Origin of the sequence: Coleofasciculus sp. C1-SOL-03 (assembly GCF_040220555.1) — a bacterium.
GTDB lineage: Bacteria > Cyanobacteriota > Cyanobacteriia > Cyanobacteriales > Coleofasciculaceae > Coleofasciculus.
In genome coordinates this window covers 1-18,192 of sequence record NZ_JAVJUO010000214.1, presented here as the reverse complement: position 1 = coordinate 18,192, position 18,192 = coordinate 1, and the positions used below count along the sequence as shown (strand labels likewise).

Below are 18,192 nucleotides of genomic sequence, written 5' to 3'. Positions count from 1 at the left end.
GAACGAAAAATAGGGCGTTTCGGCTTTTAGAAGTTAGTTTGACCGAACCGAATTCTGTACGGTTTTTCCCCCTTGTCTTCTTTCCTTCCTTGTCCTCCTTGTCTTGTCCCCACCCTAAAATAAAAAACCTACACCTGTCAGGGATCTATAAGGGGGACGGGAGGGGGATCTATAAGGGGGACGGGAGGGGGATCAAAAGGGGGATCAAAAGTGGGACGGAAGGGGGATCTAATTGGGAAGAGGGAGATTCAAAAATGGGTAAGGGGGAGATAGAGAGAGGCGGGGAGTGAGGGCTGATTGTCAAGTAAACAAATCGGGATATTGCTCCTTAGCCCACATCGGCAAACCGGCGGCTGGGTTTTCAAGCTGACGGTTCAGTAGCTCAATAATATTGGGCATTTTACTTAACAAATCAAACACCACAATATTGCAATCTAATCCCTTAGAATCGGTGAATCCTCTGACATTTTTATCCAGTTCCAGATAAAACTTGGGATTCAATTCACTCCCAAACCCGATAATCACAATTTTCAGTTCATCCTGACTTTTCAATCTGGCACTGGTGGTCTGAATCAGGTTCAAAAACTTATCGCGGTCATCAAACTGACCATCGGTGTAAATAACAATAAACCCTTCCCGATTTGCTTCACGATTAGCAAACCATTGATTAATCACTTGCTCAAGGGTTGGTGTGATAAACGTGCTACTATCGGGTTGATTTTCATCAAAGACACTAGGAACCTGAGCCGTATCTTCAATGTAGATGATTTTGTCACAGGGACGATTAGGACTAAAAAAGGTTAAGGCAATCTCCTCACAAACCTTGTCCCCATCCAGACTGGTTTCATTGAGAATGCGATAGACGTGTCCTTCAATAACTTCCGGTAGAACTTTCCAGCGAATATTATTATTAAATTCTGGATCTCGTCTCACCATTGACCCACTTTGGTCGATGAGCATGAAAACATCTCGGTTAAAAAGTTTTTTACTTGGCATAGAGTCCCCTTTTTGAATAATACCCTGATTTTGGGTTTCAATAATCGTTGCTTGATGCAAAATGGGTGGAGCGCTCGGCGTCGTAGCCCTTGTTTTTTTGGGGCATATTGCCGAGAGACCCGATACCAATAGTTTAATGGTTTTTGCCACCCAGTTATAAATAGACATTTGAACTTCCTACAGTCCGCAGGTTGATCACCATTGATTTAATTAAGAATTCTTAAGTGTATTATAACCATCACATATAGTTTATATGTACTATTAGGGAGATGGTACTGTAAATTGGGTTGACGCGCCGAAACCCAACAAAACTCAGGACTCGCATCCCTGACTACAAACCCAATCTAATGCATAAAATCAGGTATACCACACCCTAGTGCAAGAAGGCAGAAGGCAGGAGGCAGAAGGCAGAAGGGCAGAAAGCTTATACCATAAGATTTTGCACCTTTTTTAACTGGAGAGTTACTTCCGCCGCGCTGGTCTAGTGATGTGGTATACGCAACTAAATAGGGATTGGAGATGAATATCTCGAATCCCTGGAAGTTTCTTATTTAGATTTTAATAGCGGAGTTAACAAATTTGTTCAGGTGCTAAAGGTTGAGAATTATAGCACCTGTTTAGCCAATTTAGGCATCAGACTTTTTGTTGCGCTTGCGTAAGCCTAGACCACCTGCCATCGCCAGAGTCCCTAAGCCCAAGACCGTTCCTGGTTCGGGTACGGATTTTTCAACCTGTAGGAGAACGCCATCACCAGAACTCGGGAAAGTGGTGCTATTGGGGTTTCCTAACTGAACCACAAAGGATTCGACGTTGTTAAGAGTCACTGACTGAATCGCATCGTCAGGTCCGCCGGGCAGAAGAGGCTCAAAATCTTCACCGTTCACCTCGATAATGCCACTGACATTACCATCTTCAACATCAAAGAAGGAAAGATCCAGTGTCATCTCCTCAACTTCTTCGTCAAATTCAAACAAGAAGCGACCAATTTCCAATCTACCTTCATTACGAGGCTTGCCATTGCTGTTGATAGCTACTGGTCGGAACCAAAATTCTTCAGTTATTTCCGAATTCGTGCCTGGGTCTCTTTCAGGAAATTCTATTGTAAAACTATTGAAACTGTATGTATCCTCCGTCGCTCCTTTGTCAACGAATAGAGGACTTAAGTTTGAGTTTTCATCGTACTCCAGACTCGTTATGGAGTAGCCGAATGAGTCGGTACTAATGCATGTACCTTGTGCACAACCTACGCTCCCGCTATTGGTAAGTTGAACTTGTCCTTCCTCTTGAGGTACGAGGGACATCGCGGAAGCTGAAGGAGCTATGAGACCTGCAGTTACTGTAGATGCAGCAATCAGCGAGGCAACGGTAGCGGAATGGCGGAAAAGAGTTGAGAGAGATTTCATGATGTGGTTCCCTAGAGTGAGTAGATGTTTAATCTGTAAAGACTTGGTTTAATGTTTGATGGATTGTCTAAAGTTGTGATTTTCTTTCGACTAAATAAATCGTAGACTGGATTCTTGAAGTTGTCTATAAAGTTACGATGAATTTCATATAAAGTTTATGTGAAGATGATGTTCAGGGTGTCTGATTGAATTTATGACAACCGGAATTACTATAAAAATTACTTCTATCCCCCACCCGTGCTTCTGCTTCCAGAGCAGGTACAGACATCATCAAAAAGTTTCCCCCCTCCCCTTTATCGTCTTGTCACCTCTTTCTTAAACGATACAAGCTTTATAGAACAAGGGATCACTAGATTGTTACAGCTTTGTTACAAAATATACGTATAAGAGATGGGAGCATCCCGTTTTGGACAAAGCATTACCTCAAGTAACGTAATGGCAATGGTTTCAGCCCCATTCAAAAAGCCAAGTTGCCAAATTGGGATGCTCCCCACTCAGCAGTGACCTGTCACGCAACTTAGCTGATTTTGTAGTGTACGTTACTGTTTTTAGGTTCTGTAGTCAGTTTGAGGTAATTTGCCAACAGTATTCTGTATGCACTAAGGTAATCATCAACTTTTGCCGTCTTGCACTAAGTATCTTTTTGGCTAGAGAGCAATTTCACCAGCGATGCTAACCAGTAGGAGAGAATCGATATCAACACCATCAGCCAAATTAGGGGATTCTTGGAGCGGATTCCCTCCTGCAAATTGGCGGGCAAAAACCCGGGTTGAGGCGAGAACTCCTGCCAACTCTCGCCCTCTACCAATAACGATAGACTGCGCCACACACCAGCCTCTTGTAGCGCTTCGGGCTTTTTAATCCCGGTGACGACGAGGAGAATACCGGGAGTTGGCGGTAAATGACAGGTGCGTAGTTCTTCGGCTAATTCATATCTTAGCGTCGTGATATTTCGTCCAATTTTTGGGGTGAGAGTCGGCGGTTGATTAGACAGTTGCTGGGGATTTCGGATTACGGTAATCAATTGCTTCATCTCAGGTAATGACACCTGAAAGCCATAGTTACCGCCTAAGCCTACCGCTTGATTGAGTTGTTCGACTAGGAGGTGATAGTCTTCGTCAATTAATGCAGATGCGGCTAAACTTCGCAGCAGGGGTTCGTCCGCCGTTGCACCCACCCAAGCCATAGCGATGCGGATTTGGCGGTCTAGAAAATCGACTCGTCCTTTGGGTTCGAGTCCCGTTAGGAGCAACAGCAACTGGTTATCCACTAATCGTTCTAACACAACCGTTGGTGTTTCGCGATCGATTAAACTGGGTACCGTTAATCCGATGGGTGGCAATTTGGGTTGAATTGACCCATCGTTACCAACCTGTAGCCAACGGTAATCATAATCTTGTTCAAAGCCGCGACTCTGGATATAGATATCCATCAGTTGATTCCTAATTTAAAAATAGTTTTGAGCTATATAGGCAAATTACAAATTCTAAAGTGTCAACAAGGATTTGCCTTGGAGAACAGCAAATCCTCCGTTTGTTTTGCACCCTTGAGCAAATTGCTCTACCGCTTGCTTGAGTTGAGCATCCGGATTGAAAAATTCCCGAACCACGTTAAACATCGACCAACTGCGATTTTGAATATAGACCTTTAACAAAAATCGCAGTAAATACCGCAGCAACTGTTCGCTGTCTTGGGGACTATATTGGGCATCAAAACTCGTCTTGCGAAAATAAAAGCGGGGTTGATTCAGATTTTCTACCTCGATTTTCAAGAACACCACACAGCCAACGGTTTGCACTGGCGTTGTCACCACGGCAATTTTATCGGCTCGTCTTGGCGCTTGAAAAAATTCCAGTAATGGGGCATATTTTTCTTGAATTCGTTTAATCAGATTGTGGGCAGATACTTCATCTTGCATGTAAGTTTCACACTTGACAGGAGCCAAAATGACTAACTTGGGTTCGTCCAGTTTTTGGTAGGCTGTCTTAAACAATGTCATAATCTCATCCGGCTTATTTCTCACCTCATGCCATCTGCCATTCAGTTCCATCAGCGCTGGCGTATCAATTGCCACAATAACCGCTGCACATTCCCGCAACATCTTCTGCACAAATCGCCGTCCCGCCACATCACTGGGTAAAATATAGCCACCAGGATAATCTCGAAACTGTAGCCGCAGATCATCGTTTTTGTCATTTAACCCTAAATCAAAACGGTAAGAGGGTAAGGATTCGGGTCCAGCGACGGCTAAGGTGCCGCGAATTCCTTTGGTGCGTTCATCGGCTTTAAATTCGTAGGTTAAACTTTTGAGTTGAGCGAGATACCGTTCTAGAATTGCTGCTGTTTCAACATCGGGTTTTAGGTGCAGATTGGCTTGACGACTGGTTGCCTCAAATTGCTCATACATTGAGGTCAATAATGTGGTTTTGCCGACACCACTCGCACCTAGCATTGTTATATTCAGTTCTTTAGCCATCTTTCTCCATCCTTTGGGTATAGACGTGCTATGACACGTTTGTAGGGGCGGGTTTAGGGATTAACTATTGATTGTTTTTTTTCTTTGATACAAAACCTGCCCTTAATTTTAATATAATTCTCGAACAAGTCTGTGTATCTCATGTAGGATGTAGGGGCGAGTCGCTGAAATCCAGTTCTTATGAAAGCGGATTGCTTTTTTTGAATCGCCACCCGGAGGCGCTAAAGCGCTCACTACGAACGGAGGCGCTAAAGCGCTCACTACGAACGGAGGCGCTAAAGCGCTCACTACGAACGGAAGCGCTAAAGCGCTCACTACGAACGGAGGCGCTAAAGCGCTCACTACGAGCGAATTGATCGCGCCAAGTCTAAATCAATTCAGAAACTGGAGTTTTTTTAGGGAATTAGCCGCTATTGCTTGATCCACTAACGATAGCCATTGCTGACGATCATCACCTTCTTGGTTATCGCCAAATTCCTTCGACCAAACCTGATCTTTTTCTTGAAACAGAAAGATTTGCCATTCATTTTTAACGTCTTTTGCTCGCAGCACCTGATCAACAAACTCTTCAACTTCAGCAAACGCCGCTTGACCGGGTTCGCCATAAAAATTTTCTAAGGCATGTTGACATTTAAACACGGCTTCTTCTTGTAATGTTTCTAAATAGGTGAAGATTTCCTGTGCCTTAATCTCCCGCGACTCTGTAGCATTCGATGCAGATAAACGCAGATTGGTTTTATCAGGATTGAGATTATCTAAATGAGGGCGAATCCGATAGTGAAAGTTGGCTTTATACGACATTTCAAAATTTGATAGGGTATGGAAAGCGTGCTTAAGTCGGACTAAATTATCGGGAATCCGTTCTGCCATGGCTTGCAGAAACTCTGACCCTTTGGCTGGTGTGAGTTCTCCTAATTGTCCTTGATTCACCAGTACCTCAGTTACCTGAGATTTTGCCTGTTCCACATACTCTTTTAACCCCATGTCCATGGCGTGGAAATGTCGGGTGAGATGATTGCGGATTTCATGGAGATATTTGGCATAAGTGGTTTGCCAATCCCCTTCTTCAAACCGTCGGGCAATGATTTCGTTGAGGGGTTCCTCTGTGGGAATTCCGGTATCGCTTTTGCAGGTTTGGATAATGGCTTCAACCTGTTGCTTAAAGATATCTTGTTCATCGCGATCTTTTGCCAAATCCAGGTGATCTAATAATTCTTCCAGCCCCCGCGTTAGATTTGCCCAAAGTTTATTGAATAGGCGCAAAAACTTGGCTTGTTCATTGATGTCATCAACAATTAATCCACCTGACCAAACCAGACGGGCTTTCTCTAGTTCCGCATTAATTAAAATTTGCAGTTCCTTGAGTTTTTTCTGGTAGAGGCGGGCATGTTGCTCATCTAAGTAGGTGATGTTATTGGCTAGATAGTTGAGAACTAAGTCGAGAATGGCATTGGTTTCCTCTGGATTAGCACAATCGGCAATTTTGCAGCGGATGACATCAATATGTTTATCATGAATACTGGTTTGATGTTTCTGACAGGCTTCCATGTTGTCATCGGTTCCGGTGACATGGTTGAGAATCATAAACGAGCGATTCTCTAGATTATTTAATGCTTCGGCTGCGGTATTGTATAAATCGGTATCCCGTTTTTCCCATCCATAGCGGAGTTTATCGGGACGGCGAATAAAAATCACTAAATCCACCTCTTGTCCGATGGTTTCTAGGATAAGTTTCTCATCGCCTAAACGAGTATCTCCTAAACCGGGTACATCGACTAAGGCGATTTTACCGACATCGGAATTTTTGAAGGGACAGAAGATTTTAACTTCGCGAACGGCTAAATGGTCAAAGGTAATTAATTCACCTTGGGGAAAGCGGCGTTGGGCGACATATTCATGAATGCGTTCTTTGGGAATGGGGGGGAGTTTTCGGGGTGCGCCAGACAGGAGTAAGTGTCTGTACATGGGTAAGTGTTTATGATAATCTTCTTTGAGATGTTCATACATTGACTTTTTGGTCGCATCTGTTCCCGAAAATTCCGGCAAGGTTCCGGCAAATTCATCTATGGTTTTGGGAGGATTGCCTAAGTCTAATTCCTGGTAATAGGGCTGAATCACTTCTTGTAAAAACGTCTGTTCAGAATGAACCGTTACCTCGGCGTAGGGTTCTCCGGGTTGATGATAAATGGTGCTGCGAACAGCGGTACAAGCACCGCCTCGGAGGGCGGGGATTTCATCATCGGAGAGTCCACTGATACTCTGGAGGAAGGTACTTTTGCCTTGACCCATGAGTCCAACGACGCCAATATTTAAGGTAGGGCGGGAGAAGCGATCGCGAAGTTGATGCAGTTGATCCAGTTGCGTGCTAATCTGTAAGCGCAAAGGGGAAAAGTCGATTTGGGTGAGGCGATCGCACACGTCCGGTTCATCTAGTTTATCCTTTAAGATATGACGCCGTTGATCTAAGGAGCGGAGCAAGTCCGTCAGATTTCTCAGATGTTCCTCGACATCAGCGATGCTCTGAACCAAGGGTTGGCGTTGTTCTATAATTTTGGCGATGGTTTCGGCGCGATTGGACATGATAGTTAATTGGGCGGTTGTAGACGCGGAGAAATCGCTGGGCGGTTAGAAACCGCAGCTACATAAACAAAACCCGCCTACGCGGGTTTCCCCACCCCTAGTTTTTTCTCTTTCCTTGTCAAGCAGGCGCAAGGCAAGTTTGGTGTCGCGATTTCCTTGGCAACATCGGGGTGTAAGGCTATCCATACATGGTAGCGCGATCGCAGTTCCGATCAAGCTGGGCGGTTAAAAACCGCAGCTACACAAACAAAACCCGCCTACGCGGGTTTCCACACCCCTAGTTTTTTTCTCTTTCCTTGTCAAGTGTAAGACTATCCATACATAGTAGCGCGATCGCACAATTGAGGGAAACGATGCTTCTGTTTCTACCAAGCCGGGAGACTGATTCACGGTGAGGCGTTACACCACTATAGAGGATTGTGCGATCGCGTTTTCTCAAAACGGGCGACTGGAGGGAAAATTCAGTAAATATACCAGGTGCGAATCGACGCTTGGCAAAGGATTTACAACAGGCGTTCCCTGATTGTCAGGTGTCGGTGGAGGATTTGCTGAGGAGGAGTACAGAGTAGGGTTGAGAGTGAGGGATTGGGGTATATGTGTTAAGCAATAAATTATGGATTGTCAAAATCTAGAAATCGCTGGGCGGTTAAAACCGCAGCTACACAAACAAAACCCGCCTGCGCGGGTTTCCACACCCCCTAGTTTTTTCTCTTTATTTTGTCAAGCAGGCGCAAGGCAAGTTTGGCGTCGCGATTTCCTTGGCAAGATCTGAGTGTAAGGCTATCCATACATAGTAGCGCGATCGCACAATTGAGGGAAACGATACTTCTGTTTCTACCAAGCCGGGAGACTGACTCACTTGAGATGGGTTACACCACTATAGAGGATTGTGCGATCGCGTGGCGGACAAAACCCCTAGTTTCTGGTGAGATAGGCTGGTGTCAATGTGCGTGCGTGCGATCGCGTGGCTGGGCAAGTTGCTAATATAGCTAGTATTGAGGTATCAGCCGTGCATAACCAATGCTTTTCGCGTTGATGGGATGTTCTTGTATAGATAAGTCGAGTGATTCCGTAAAAAAGTATGTACAACTGGAAACGCTTTTGGTGTCCAATTACGGGTAATATCCGGTTTTATGGGGGATTTTTAGCTGATCCCGAAGATTATGGATATTTAACCAACCCAGAGGTAGTTCCCTTCACAAATATATCCCATATTCCCTGTTTAGTGTTGCTGGGTGAGGCGGGTATTGGTAAAACGACAGCAGCCAAACAAGAGTACAAACAAAGGTTAGAGCAAGTTCGTGATTCTGACGATGAGTGTCTGTGGTTTGAACTGGGTGAATATGAAACAGATACAAGATTATGTCAGGAAATTTTCGATAACCATACAGTGCAAACGTGGAGCAAGGGAAGTCATCAACTCTATTTATTCCTCGATAGTTTAGATGAAGGACGACTCTCTATAAAAAAGCTGGTAAAAATTTTGAAGGGTAAGCTTAAAGACCTACCTTGCGAACGTCTTTACCTAAGGATCACCTGTAGAACCGCTGATTGGTCGGATAGTTTGGAACAAAAGCTTAAACAGAAATGGGAAGAAGAAAAGGTCGGGATATATCAACTTGCTCCCTTACGCCGAAGTGATGTTATTGAAGCCGCACAACAGCAAAACATAAATTCTGATGAATTCATCAAAGAGGTTATTCAGCGAGAAGCCGTTCCATTGGCAATTAAACCAATTACGTTAAAATTCTTACTGAGCATCTATCAGAAAAATCAACAATTTCCTGATTCTCAGAAAGAATTGTATAAACAGGGGTGTTTAGAACTGTGTAAGGAAGTAAACGAAGATCGCTTGGATTCTACCGTCACAGGTGCATTTAATGAGGAGCAGCGCTTAATTGTAGCAGGTCGTATCGCGGCTTTAACAATCTTAGCGAATCGATCCGCTATTTGGAAAAGCCCAGACACGAAAGATATGCCAGATTCGGATATAGCCATTAAGGATTTGCGAGGTGGTCAAGAAACCAGAGAACAGCAAAAGTTTGATGTTGATGATGCTTGTATTAAGGAAGTGCTATCTGTTACAGGCTTATTTTCGGGACGAGGAACAAATCGCATCGGCTTTGCTCACCAAACCTATGCTGAATTTCTAGCCGCCTGGTACTTAGTTGAGCGTGAAATCCCGTTAGTCCAGGTTATGAGTCTGATTGTGTCTTCCGATGATTCTGAACACAAATTAGTTCCTCAACTTCATGAAATGGCTGCGTGGTTAGCCAGTATGAGGGAGGACATTCTTCAGGAAATTATCAGGACTGACCCTGATGTGATATTACGAAGTGACATAGCCACAGATGCAAGTAAGAATGTTATTATTGATAACTTACTGAAGCAGTATGATCAAGAAAATTTATTTCCAAGTTTAGATAATTACACCAGATACAAAAAGTTAAAGCATCCTGGATTGGCTGAACAACTGCGTCCTTATCTTGAGGATTCCAGTAAGCCGTTTCATTCTAGGCATGAGGCAATAAAAATTGCTGAGATTTGCGAAATATCTGAACTTCAGGAAGATTTAGTAAACTTAGCACTTGATTCATCTCAACCTATAAGACTCAGAGTAAAGGCAGCAATAGCTATCGGTTCAATTGGTGATGCAGATACAAGATTAAAGTTGAAACCTTTAGCTGTTGGGGAAATTGCCGAAGATGAAAATGATGAACTTAAAGGTGCGTCTCTGATGGCAGTTTGGTCGGAATACTTGACAGCAGAGGAATTGTTTAGAGTTATAACTCCTCCTAAAAAAGGAAGATTTAGCATTAATTATCCGAGATTTATTCAATCTAAACTTGTAGGAAAGCTTCAGTCAGATGATTTATTAATAGCTCTCGATTGGGTAGAACAGCAAGGAGCGCGACTTGGCGGACATCCCTTTGAATTTGAAGGATTGGCAAATTCTATCCTTTTAAAAGCTTGGGAGAATTTTGATTGTCCTGGAATTACAGAGAGTTTTGCTAAGATAGCCCTGATCCAGTGGCAAACTTATCAGTCAGTCATAACATCGAGGATCAGTTATAATAAGTTTTTGTCCCTTCTGTGCGATGAAGATGATAAGCGACACAAATTAATAGAACAAGTGGTTCTATTCCTTGCTGAATCAGAAGATGAGCAACTTTATTTACTAAACTTTGCAACAAATAGTCTTTGTTTAGATAAAGATATTCTTTGGATGCTTGGTAAGCTCCAACAGTCTACATCCGAGTCTACGCAAAAAACTTGGGCAAAATTCATTAAGCAGATTTGTCGTATTTTTATAAGTTCACCCGACAATCTTAAGTATCTTCAAGAAATAGACGCTATTCTTACAGCTAGAGACAGGAATAATATTTTGCGTAAAGAGTTGATAGATTATGTCAAAGCTATTGACTTAGACTCCGATAAAGCCAAGAAAATAAAAGCTGACTATCTATTGGAAAATCGTGAACAAAAGCCGACTCCTTTAGAGCCATCTCCGAAAGAAAGAATTATTGTCACACTAGAACAACTAGAGTCTGGACAACTAGATGCTTGGTGGCAACTCAACCTTGAGATGACTCTTGAGCCAGATAGCCAATATTACGGGGACGAATTTGAATCAGATTTAACCAAACTTCCTGGATGGCAAGAAGCAGATTCAGATACTCAATGCAGAATTATTGAGGGGGCTAGTAAGTACATTCATGAGCAAAACGAAGTAGCTGACGACTGGATAGGGACAAATAACTATAATCGACCAGCACTCGCTGGATGTAGGGCTTTGCAGTTACTTTTAAAGGAATCTCCACATTGCCTCGATACCCTTTCTTCTGAAATATGGCATAGGTGGATACCTGTTATCATTGCATTCCCTAGCAGCAACCCCAATCAAGATGATTATCTGGAGTTAATCAAACTAGCTTATTCTAAAGCTCCCTCTGAAGTAATTAAAGCACTTTTTCTAGTCATAGACAAAGAAAGAGAGACAGAGAACTCTTTAAACATTACCAATAAAATTGAAAAATGTTGGGACGAGCGATTGAAATCTGCTTTTTTGCAAAAGGCTAAAGATACAACGCTGAGTCCTAAATGGATGGGGCAGTTACTCGATGAACTGTTGACTCATGAATCCATTGAAGCAAGAGAATTTGCTAAATCACTGATTACTTTTCCACTTCCTTCAAGCTCGGAAGAACGCGAACGAACTATTGTTGCAGCTAGAGTATTGATTGAAAATGCAGAACCCAATAGCTGGTCAGTCGTTTGGTCAGTTATTCAAAAAGACCAAAATTTTGGACTAGAGATATTTGAAAAAGTCGCTGAAAAAGTTGCTCACCGTTACTCATGGGATATTAACTTAAACATCACAGAGGAACAAATGGCTGACCTTTATATCTGGTTAGTTCAGCAATATCCTCACCATGAAGATCCTGTTCATGAGGGCGCTCACATTTTTGGGGTTAGAGAAGCAATTGCTAGGTTTAGAGACAGCGTACTGACTCAACTGAAAGAAAAAGGAACACCTCAAGCCTGTTCTGAGATTCAGCGTATTGCTCAAGTATTTCCTGAAGAGACAGAGTTGAAATGGATGTTGCGAGAGGCTCAAAATATCAGGCGGCGTAAAACTTGGACTCCACCAAAGCCTGATGACCTACTAAAACTTTTTAGTGACTCCGAAAAACGTCTGGTTAAGGATGGAAATGAACTGTTAGCGGTGTTAATGGAATCGCTAGAAAGTTTGCAGAAAAAACTTCATGGTCAGAATCCTGCTGTTATAGATTTATGGAACGAAATCAAATGGACTCAAGTCAGAAGGTTAGCTGATTCAGTTTTTAAGCAGTTAAAAAAAAGGTTTACTCTTGAAAAGTCTCTCAAGATTGATGTTTGGGAAAAAATAAATTGGAGAAAAATTAGTGATACTGCATATATCCCAAAAGATGAAAATCGGTTTTCTGACTATGTAGCGCGATACTTAGATTGTCTCAAGTCAAAAGGCGTCATTATCAACCGGGAAGTTGAAATTCGTCGAGGTGAACGAACAGATATTCAAGTTGATGCTGTGATCAAGAATCAAAATGGAGAGGTTTATGATTCTATAACTGTCATCATTGAAGTGAAAGGCGGCTGGAATAACAAAGAGTTAGATACGGCAATGGAAGAACAACTTGTCAATCGCTATCTCAAGGATAATCGCTGTCAGCATGGTCTTTACCTCATCGCCTGGTTTAATTGTGAACAGTGGGATGATAGCGACTATAGAAAGCGTGACGCACAAAAAAAGAATAACAGTATTGAGGAAGCCAAAGAAAAATATGAGCAGCAAGCCGCAAAATTATCTAACTCCGGTGTGACAGTTAAAGCTTTTGTCCTCAATACAGCGTTGCGAATGTAGATAAGATGGTTAACGGCTCTACTCATGCCTTACATTCATTTATAATTCGATCGCCTCTTGGAATACATTCTCAGCAATTAGTGGACTTAATCCGCGAGTTGTCGTAATGTCTACCTTACTGTTAAAAAAAGACTCTAAATCATTGATCAATCCTCCAGGAAACCAAGCACTCGTGCAGTTTCGATCATAATCAATCAAAAAATCAATATCGCTCTGTTCGGTTGCTTCTCCCCGTGCTACAGAGCCAAATACCTAAGGCTGAAACCCTTACTTAATAAGAGATCCCCCCTAGCCCCCCTTAAAAAGGGGGGAACCAGAAATTACAGCACTTTTCAGGTTTATGGAATACAAAATCGTAGCTACTTACCTATCTACTCAATTATGGTCTGTAGTCTCCCAACTTGAAAACCCCTGTAATCAAAGTCCCCCTTTTGAAGGGGGATTTAGGGGGATCTAAACTTTGAGCGCTAGTCATACAAAGTCTTAAGTTGACACGGATGGGTATTGCCGTTCCCCTACACCAATGGTACGCTGTGGGCTGCTGCGAATGGGTGATGTGGGACAGATAGCGGTGGGTTCTCCTGGCTGTCGAGCGGTAAACGGTGAGGAGGGTTTAACCCGATTCATTTATAGTTAAATAGGGAGACTGTCGCTATTCTATCGCCACCTATGCCCCTTTGCATTAACCCAACCTGTCCAAAACCCGACGCCTCAGAGAATGAGCATCAGCGCTTCTGTCAAAGCTGTGGTTCAGAGTTGCTGCTGAATGGGCTTTATCGGGTGATGCGCCTGATTAGTGATAAGAGTGGCTTTGGCAATATCTACGAAGTCTACGAAGGGAGTACACCTAAAATCCTGAAAGTTCTCAAGGATCATCTCAACCAAGACGCCAAAGCGGTGGAACTGTTTGAACAAGAGGCGGTGGTGTTAGGGCGACTGAATCATCCGGGGATTCCGCAAGTCGATAGTTCTTTCCTCTATCAGACGCGGAATGGGTTGGGGTTGCACTGCTTGGTAATGGAGAAAATAGAAGGACCTACCTTAGAGCAGTGGTTAGAACAACAGCAAAATCGACCCATTTCTGAAGCGCAAGCGATCGCGTGGTTAAAACAGCTTGCGATTATTCTACAGCTTATTCATGATCAGCAGTATCTGCATCGGGATATTAAGCCTTCTAATATTATGCTTCGCCCTGATGGGCAGTTGGTGTTAATTGATTTTGGTACAGCCAGAGAAGTCACCCGCACCTATCTGGCGAAAGTGGGCGCGGGTGGCGGGATTACGGCGATTATTTCATCGGGGTATACCGCCCCGGAACAAATCCATGGGGAAGCGGTAAGACAATCGGATTTCTTTGCCTTGGGACGGACGTTTGTCTTTTTATTGACGGGACATCATCCCATCAGTTTATATGATGCTCAAACGGATACATTAAACTGGCGCAATCACACCACCGGAATTTCCCCAAACTTATTGCAATTTATCGATGAATTGATGGCGCGATACGTTAGCGATCGCCCGCCAACTGCCCCAGCTATTCTACAACGCCTGGACACCTTAGAGCATCAACCCGCTACATTGACCGAAACCCTGAAAGTGGGAGTCGCTCCCCTCCCTCAATCCGAACCCGCCCCAGAACGCCGCTCTGGGCGCTGGCAAGTGGTTATTTTAGTGGTAGCGATACTGGTTATTTTAGGGATTGGAATTATCGGTTCAGGGGGGTTAAATTCCCAATGGGTTTGGATATTTACCCCAGCGCAAGCGCCGCAACGAAAGGGAGATGTGGATTATTTCCCTTACAAGGAAGGCGCTGATAGTGAAGGGAGAACGGCTGAATTTAGTGTGGCGGTGCTTTCACGGGAATATAAATGGAAACTGGGGAGTACGTTTCAAGTTAACTATAATCAGCAGATGATCCCTATTGATGCCTTACGGTCAAATTTAGAGGACGAAGGGATACAGAGCCTGATGGAAAATCCCAGTGAAATTATTTCCGTGGGAACGGCTTCCTGTGAAGGAACGCCAGCGGGAGAAGAACAGCGAGCCTTTCGACGCGCCGAGCAAATCCAACTCCTAGCAAAAAAGTTATTTCGAGATGTTGCATCGGTAGAGAATTATCGCCTCTTAAATCTGGGCCAATTTAACCGAGACGATTGTATTCCGGATCAAGATGCCACATCCTATCAACGTAGTATTATTATTATTGGTGTGAAAAATAAAACCCCAGGTGTGATTGTCGATGAAGCCTTGCGATCGCGCTTGGAACAGACACCTTTTGGCGATTTTCGCCTAGAGGATTATTCCCTAGGTTCGCCTGAGGAGTTTCAAACCATATCCAGTCAGCTAGAGAACCCGGAAACGCCGGAGACACCAGCAACGCCAGAGAACCCGGAAACACTAGAAACGCCAGAAACCCTAGAGACGCCAGAGACACCAGAAACCCCTGAAATGCAAGAAAACCCAGAAAACCCAGAAACCTGAAGGGGTGACAAACTCGCGTCAAAGGTAGGGTGTGGGGTATGGGGTGTGGGGTGTGGGGCTTCTCGGTAAGGAACACAAAAGCTCATAAGAGGAGATAGGGTAAAGAGCGAGCGCTCTTTCTGGCGAGCCAACGCCGTCAACTAGAAGGACTTCAGGGTCAAAATGAATAAACAATAGAGGTTTCGGTGACTCCCTTTTTAAAGTTCAATTTTTCCCGACACTCTACACCCGACACCCGACACCCGACACCCGACACCCAGTAGTACCTTCAAGTCCCTTGTCACCCCACCCCTACTCTTGTAGGTTACTGTTTTCGTGAGTTAAGCTGCGACAAAAGGGCAAGTGAAGAGGTTAGCAGTCAATGGCAAATGAAGAACATGCGGCTTTGCTTAAACAAGGCGTGGAACCCTGGAATCAGTGGCGGGAAGCGAATCCAGAACTCGTCCCCGATTTGAGTCAAGCCTCCCTGAGTCGAGCGAATCTGAATGAAGCAAACTTGAGTGGGGTGAATCTCCAAAATGCTGATTTGAGAATGGCAAATCTCAGTGATGCGAATCTTCAGGGTGCGGATCTCAGTAGCGCCGATCTCCGAGGCGCTAACCTGAGAGGGGTTAATCTCAATCTAGCGAACCTGACAGGTACAGATTTAAACGGCGCCTATTTAACCTTAGTCAACTTCATTGACGCTAATCTCACGGCGGTTAACCTGAGTGAAGCCAATCTGAGAATCGCTAACCTGAGTCGGGCAAATTTAAGTGAAGCCAATCTGCGAATGGCTAACCTCAGTGGTGCTAATTTGAGTGAAGCCAATTTGCAAGTGGCAAATTTAAATGACGCCAATCTACGGATGGCAAATCTCAGTGACGCCAACCTAGAAAAAACCCAAGTCTTATCGGCAAACTTTAACAAAGCTATCTTAACCGGAACCTGTTTACAGGACTGGCAAATTAACAGCGCTACCAACTTAAACGAAGTCATTTGTGATTATATTTACTTGCAAGCCGATCAACAGAAACGCCATCCTCATCAGGGAAGTTTTGCTCCGGGAGAATTTACTCAGTTATGGCGTCAGCATCTCAACACTGTTCAAGTCAAAGTGAGTCCAGACGTTGCTCCGGTGCAAGCGTCTCCAGCCCAACCAACAAATGCACCTGTCGCCAGTGTCCCCGAGGTGAAAGTTGAAATCCAACAGCCCCAAACCCCCCCAGTTAATTACACCGCAACTGCTGGCGCACCGGAGGTGAAAGTAGACATTCAACCGCCTGTTTATGATACCGTAACGCCTAACATTGCCGAGGGAATCAACCAAAATCCCCCGTCTGCTTCCCTCAGTGACAACACCCCAATTCCACCGAATCTCCAACAGGCGGTATCCGAAGTTCACCGCATCCTCGAACAACTGGATCAGAATCTTGCTCAACCCAAATGGGCAGAAGTCGCCGCAGAAGTTCAGCAACTTTTGCAGGAATTGAGCCAAACTTGTCCGACAACAACACCGTTAGAAAAAGTGATTGCTGTCGCCGCTGCGATTAAACAGATTGAGAGTAATTCTCCCCTAAAAGCTAGGGTTATAGACGCGGTACAAAGTGCCGGAATTACCCGACTGCAAGAGTACATTAATCATCCCCTGAGTAAGATTTTACTGCCTGCGATCGCAGAATGGAAATAAGACAAATGGCAAAAGGGAATATGAATGAACTATCCAAATCAGTGCGAAGTGTATCTGGGTCGCCAAGGGTGGTTGGTAATTCGCTGATCAGCCACTCCTGCGATCGCACCCTTATCCAAGACAATAGCTATCTTTACAACGATTTCAGATAAAAATTGGACGCACAACTTTGAGAACTTCATGCTTGAGTTTGGCAAATAGGGTCATCGATCGCGTTTCGATAGCGACATAGCCTGTCATTCCCGGTTTCATCGGATTGCTATCGTCATTGGTAATCGAAAGTCGTACTGTCCATATCGGTTTGATTTGGTTTTCATCGGATTGCAGAGCTGAGGAAATATTTTCCACCGCCGTGGTATAGGGTTGCAGTTCTCCTTGTTTGTAGAACTTAACTTGATCGTCTTGGAGGATAAACTTTTCATCTTCTTGGCGAATCTTGGCAATGACAGTTAAGTCGGATAAATCCACAATTTCCATGATTTTATCACCCGCCGGATGCCAGGTATTTTCCAGCAAGTCTAAGTCTTCAGTGGTGATAGTTCCCGTTGTATCTGCGACTAAAATTAGTTGGTCTCGCCGGGAGAGTTGACGCTGAACTTCTGCGGTTAATTCTTCGATTTGACGCTGACGATCCTTAACCACAAGTTGGGCGGCGTTCAGGTTTTCCTCGACGGATAGTCTGGCGGCGGTGGCGGCGTTTAATTCAGCTTGGGCGCGGGTGAGTTTATCGTTAAGTTCTTTGACAAAAGATTGAATTTGGGCTTGTTTTCGGCTAATTAAACTGGTAAGTTCAGCGAGTTCAGCTTTGCGGCTATAGGTATCATCGAGAAGTTCATCAACCCGAATCGCTGGAATTACAGAACTCCCCGCTTCTTGGTTCACAGCTTCAATGGTTTGGAGACGCTGCTGGCGAATTGTGAGACTAGCAGAAAGTTGGTCTTTTTTCTGGTAAAGTCCTTCAATATCCCGTTCTAATGCTTGAATCTGGGGGGGAGAATTACCTTGGTGGATGCTAGCTAATTCTTGTTGAACTCGATTCGCCGCTTGACGGGCATTGTCTTCTAAGACTAGCATTTCAGTATGGTTTGCCCGTAAATCTTCGACCAATCGCAAGGCATCTTGTCGGGCGGATTGGGCTTTTCCTAGTTCAGTTTGGGCATTGGCGATCGCGCTTTCTATTTCC

At 44.1% G+C, this 18,192-nt stretch carries 10 protein-coding genes and 1 pseudogene; 3 read left to right on the top strand and 8 right to left on the bottom strand.

Annotated elements, in window-relative coordinates:
- Nucleotides 1–300: 300 nt before the first annotated feature.
- The 5 genes from RIE73_RS32995 to RIE73_RS32975 form a co-directional block, all read right to left on the bottom strand.
- Nucleotides 301–1,164, bottom strand: a complete 864-nt coding sequence (locus tag RIE73_RS32995; protein ID WP_446405187.1) for a VWA domain-containing protein — start codon at nt 1,162–1,164, stop codon at nt 301–303.
- A gap of 458 nt (nt 1,165–1,622) precedes the next feature.
- Complete coding sequence (locus RIE73_RS32990) at nt 1,623–2,399, bottom strand: LEVG family PEP-CTERM protein (protein ID WP_446405186.1); 777 nt, start codon at nt 2,397–2,399, stop codon at nt 1,623–1,625.
- A 631-nt stretch (nt 2,400–3,030) separates the two neighbouring features.
- Nucleotides 3,031–3,831 carry a hypothetical protein gene (locus RIE73_RS32985; RefSeq protein ID WP_446405185.1) on the bottom strand — a complete coding sequence of 267 codons (801 nt, stop codon included), beginning with the start codon at nt 3,829–3,831 and terminating at the stop codon, nt 3,031–3,033.
- Nucleotides 3,832–3,885: 54 nt separating this feature from the next.
- Entirely contained in the window at nt 3,886–4,875 is a 990-nt protein-coding gene (locus RIE73_RS32980) for a hypothetical protein (protein WP_446405184.1), read from the bottom strand.
- Between the two features lie 372 nt (nt 4,876–5,247).
- The gene (locus tag RIE73_RS32975) at nt 5,248–7,455 is read right to left on the bottom strand and encodes a dynamin family protein (RefSeq protein WP_446405183.1); all 2,208 of its coding nucleotides are present in this window, start codon (nt 7,453–7,455) and stop codon (nt 5,248–5,250) included.
- A gap of 1,081 nt (nt 7,456–8,536) precedes the next feature.
- On the opposite strand from RIE73_RS32975, the gene RIE73_RS32970 reads away from it, so the two are divergent.
- Entirely contained in the window at nt 8,537–12,859 is a 4,323-nt protein-coding gene (locus RIE73_RS32970; RefSeq protein WP_446405182.1) for an NACHT domain-containing protein, read from the top strand.
- A 39-nt stretch (nt 12,860–12,898) separates the two neighbouring features.
- On the opposite strand, the pseudogene RIE73_RS32965 reads toward RIE73_RS32970, so the two are convergent.
- Both RIE73_RS32965 and RIE73_RS32960 read right to left on the bottom strand, forming a co-directional pair.
- Nucleotides 12,899–13,111, bottom strand: a pseudogene (locus tag RIE73_RS32965) (nucleotidyltransferase family protein); the annotation flags it as partial.
- Between the two features lie 231 nt (nt 13,112–13,342).
- Nucleotides 13,343–13,486 carry a hypothetical protein gene (locus tag RIE73_RS32960; protein WP_446405181.1) on the bottom strand — a complete coding sequence of 48 codons (144 nt, stop codon included), beginning with the start codon at nt 13,484–13,486 and terminating at the stop codon, nt 13,343–13,345.
- A 42-nt stretch (nt 13,487–13,528) separates the two neighbouring features.
- Here RIE73_RS32960 and RIE73_RS32955 point away from each other — a divergent pair, with 42 nt between their 5' ends.
- Both RIE73_RS32955 and RIE73_RS32950 read left to right on the top strand, forming a co-directional pair.
- Complete coding sequence (locus tag RIE73_RS32955; RefSeq protein ID WP_446405180.1) at nt 13,529–15,340, top strand: serine/threonine protein kinase; 1,812 nt, start codon at nt 13,529–13,531, stop codon at nt 15,338–15,340.
- Nucleotides 15,341–15,701: 361 nt separating this feature from the next.
- On the top strand, nt 15,702–17,009 hold the full coding sequence (locus tag RIE73_RS32950; protein WP_446405179.1) for a pentapeptide repeat-containing protein: 1,308 nt from the start codon (nt 15,702–15,704) through the stop codon (nt 17,007–17,009).
- A gap of 144 nt (nt 17,010–17,153) precedes the next feature.
- Here the strand turns inward: RIE73_RS32950 and RIE73_RS32945 are convergent.
- Nucleotides 17,154–18,192 (bottom strand): HlyD family efflux transporter periplasmic adaptor subunit (locus RIE73_RS32945; protein WP_446405178.1); only part of this gene is annotated, 1,039 nt, incomplete at its 5' end.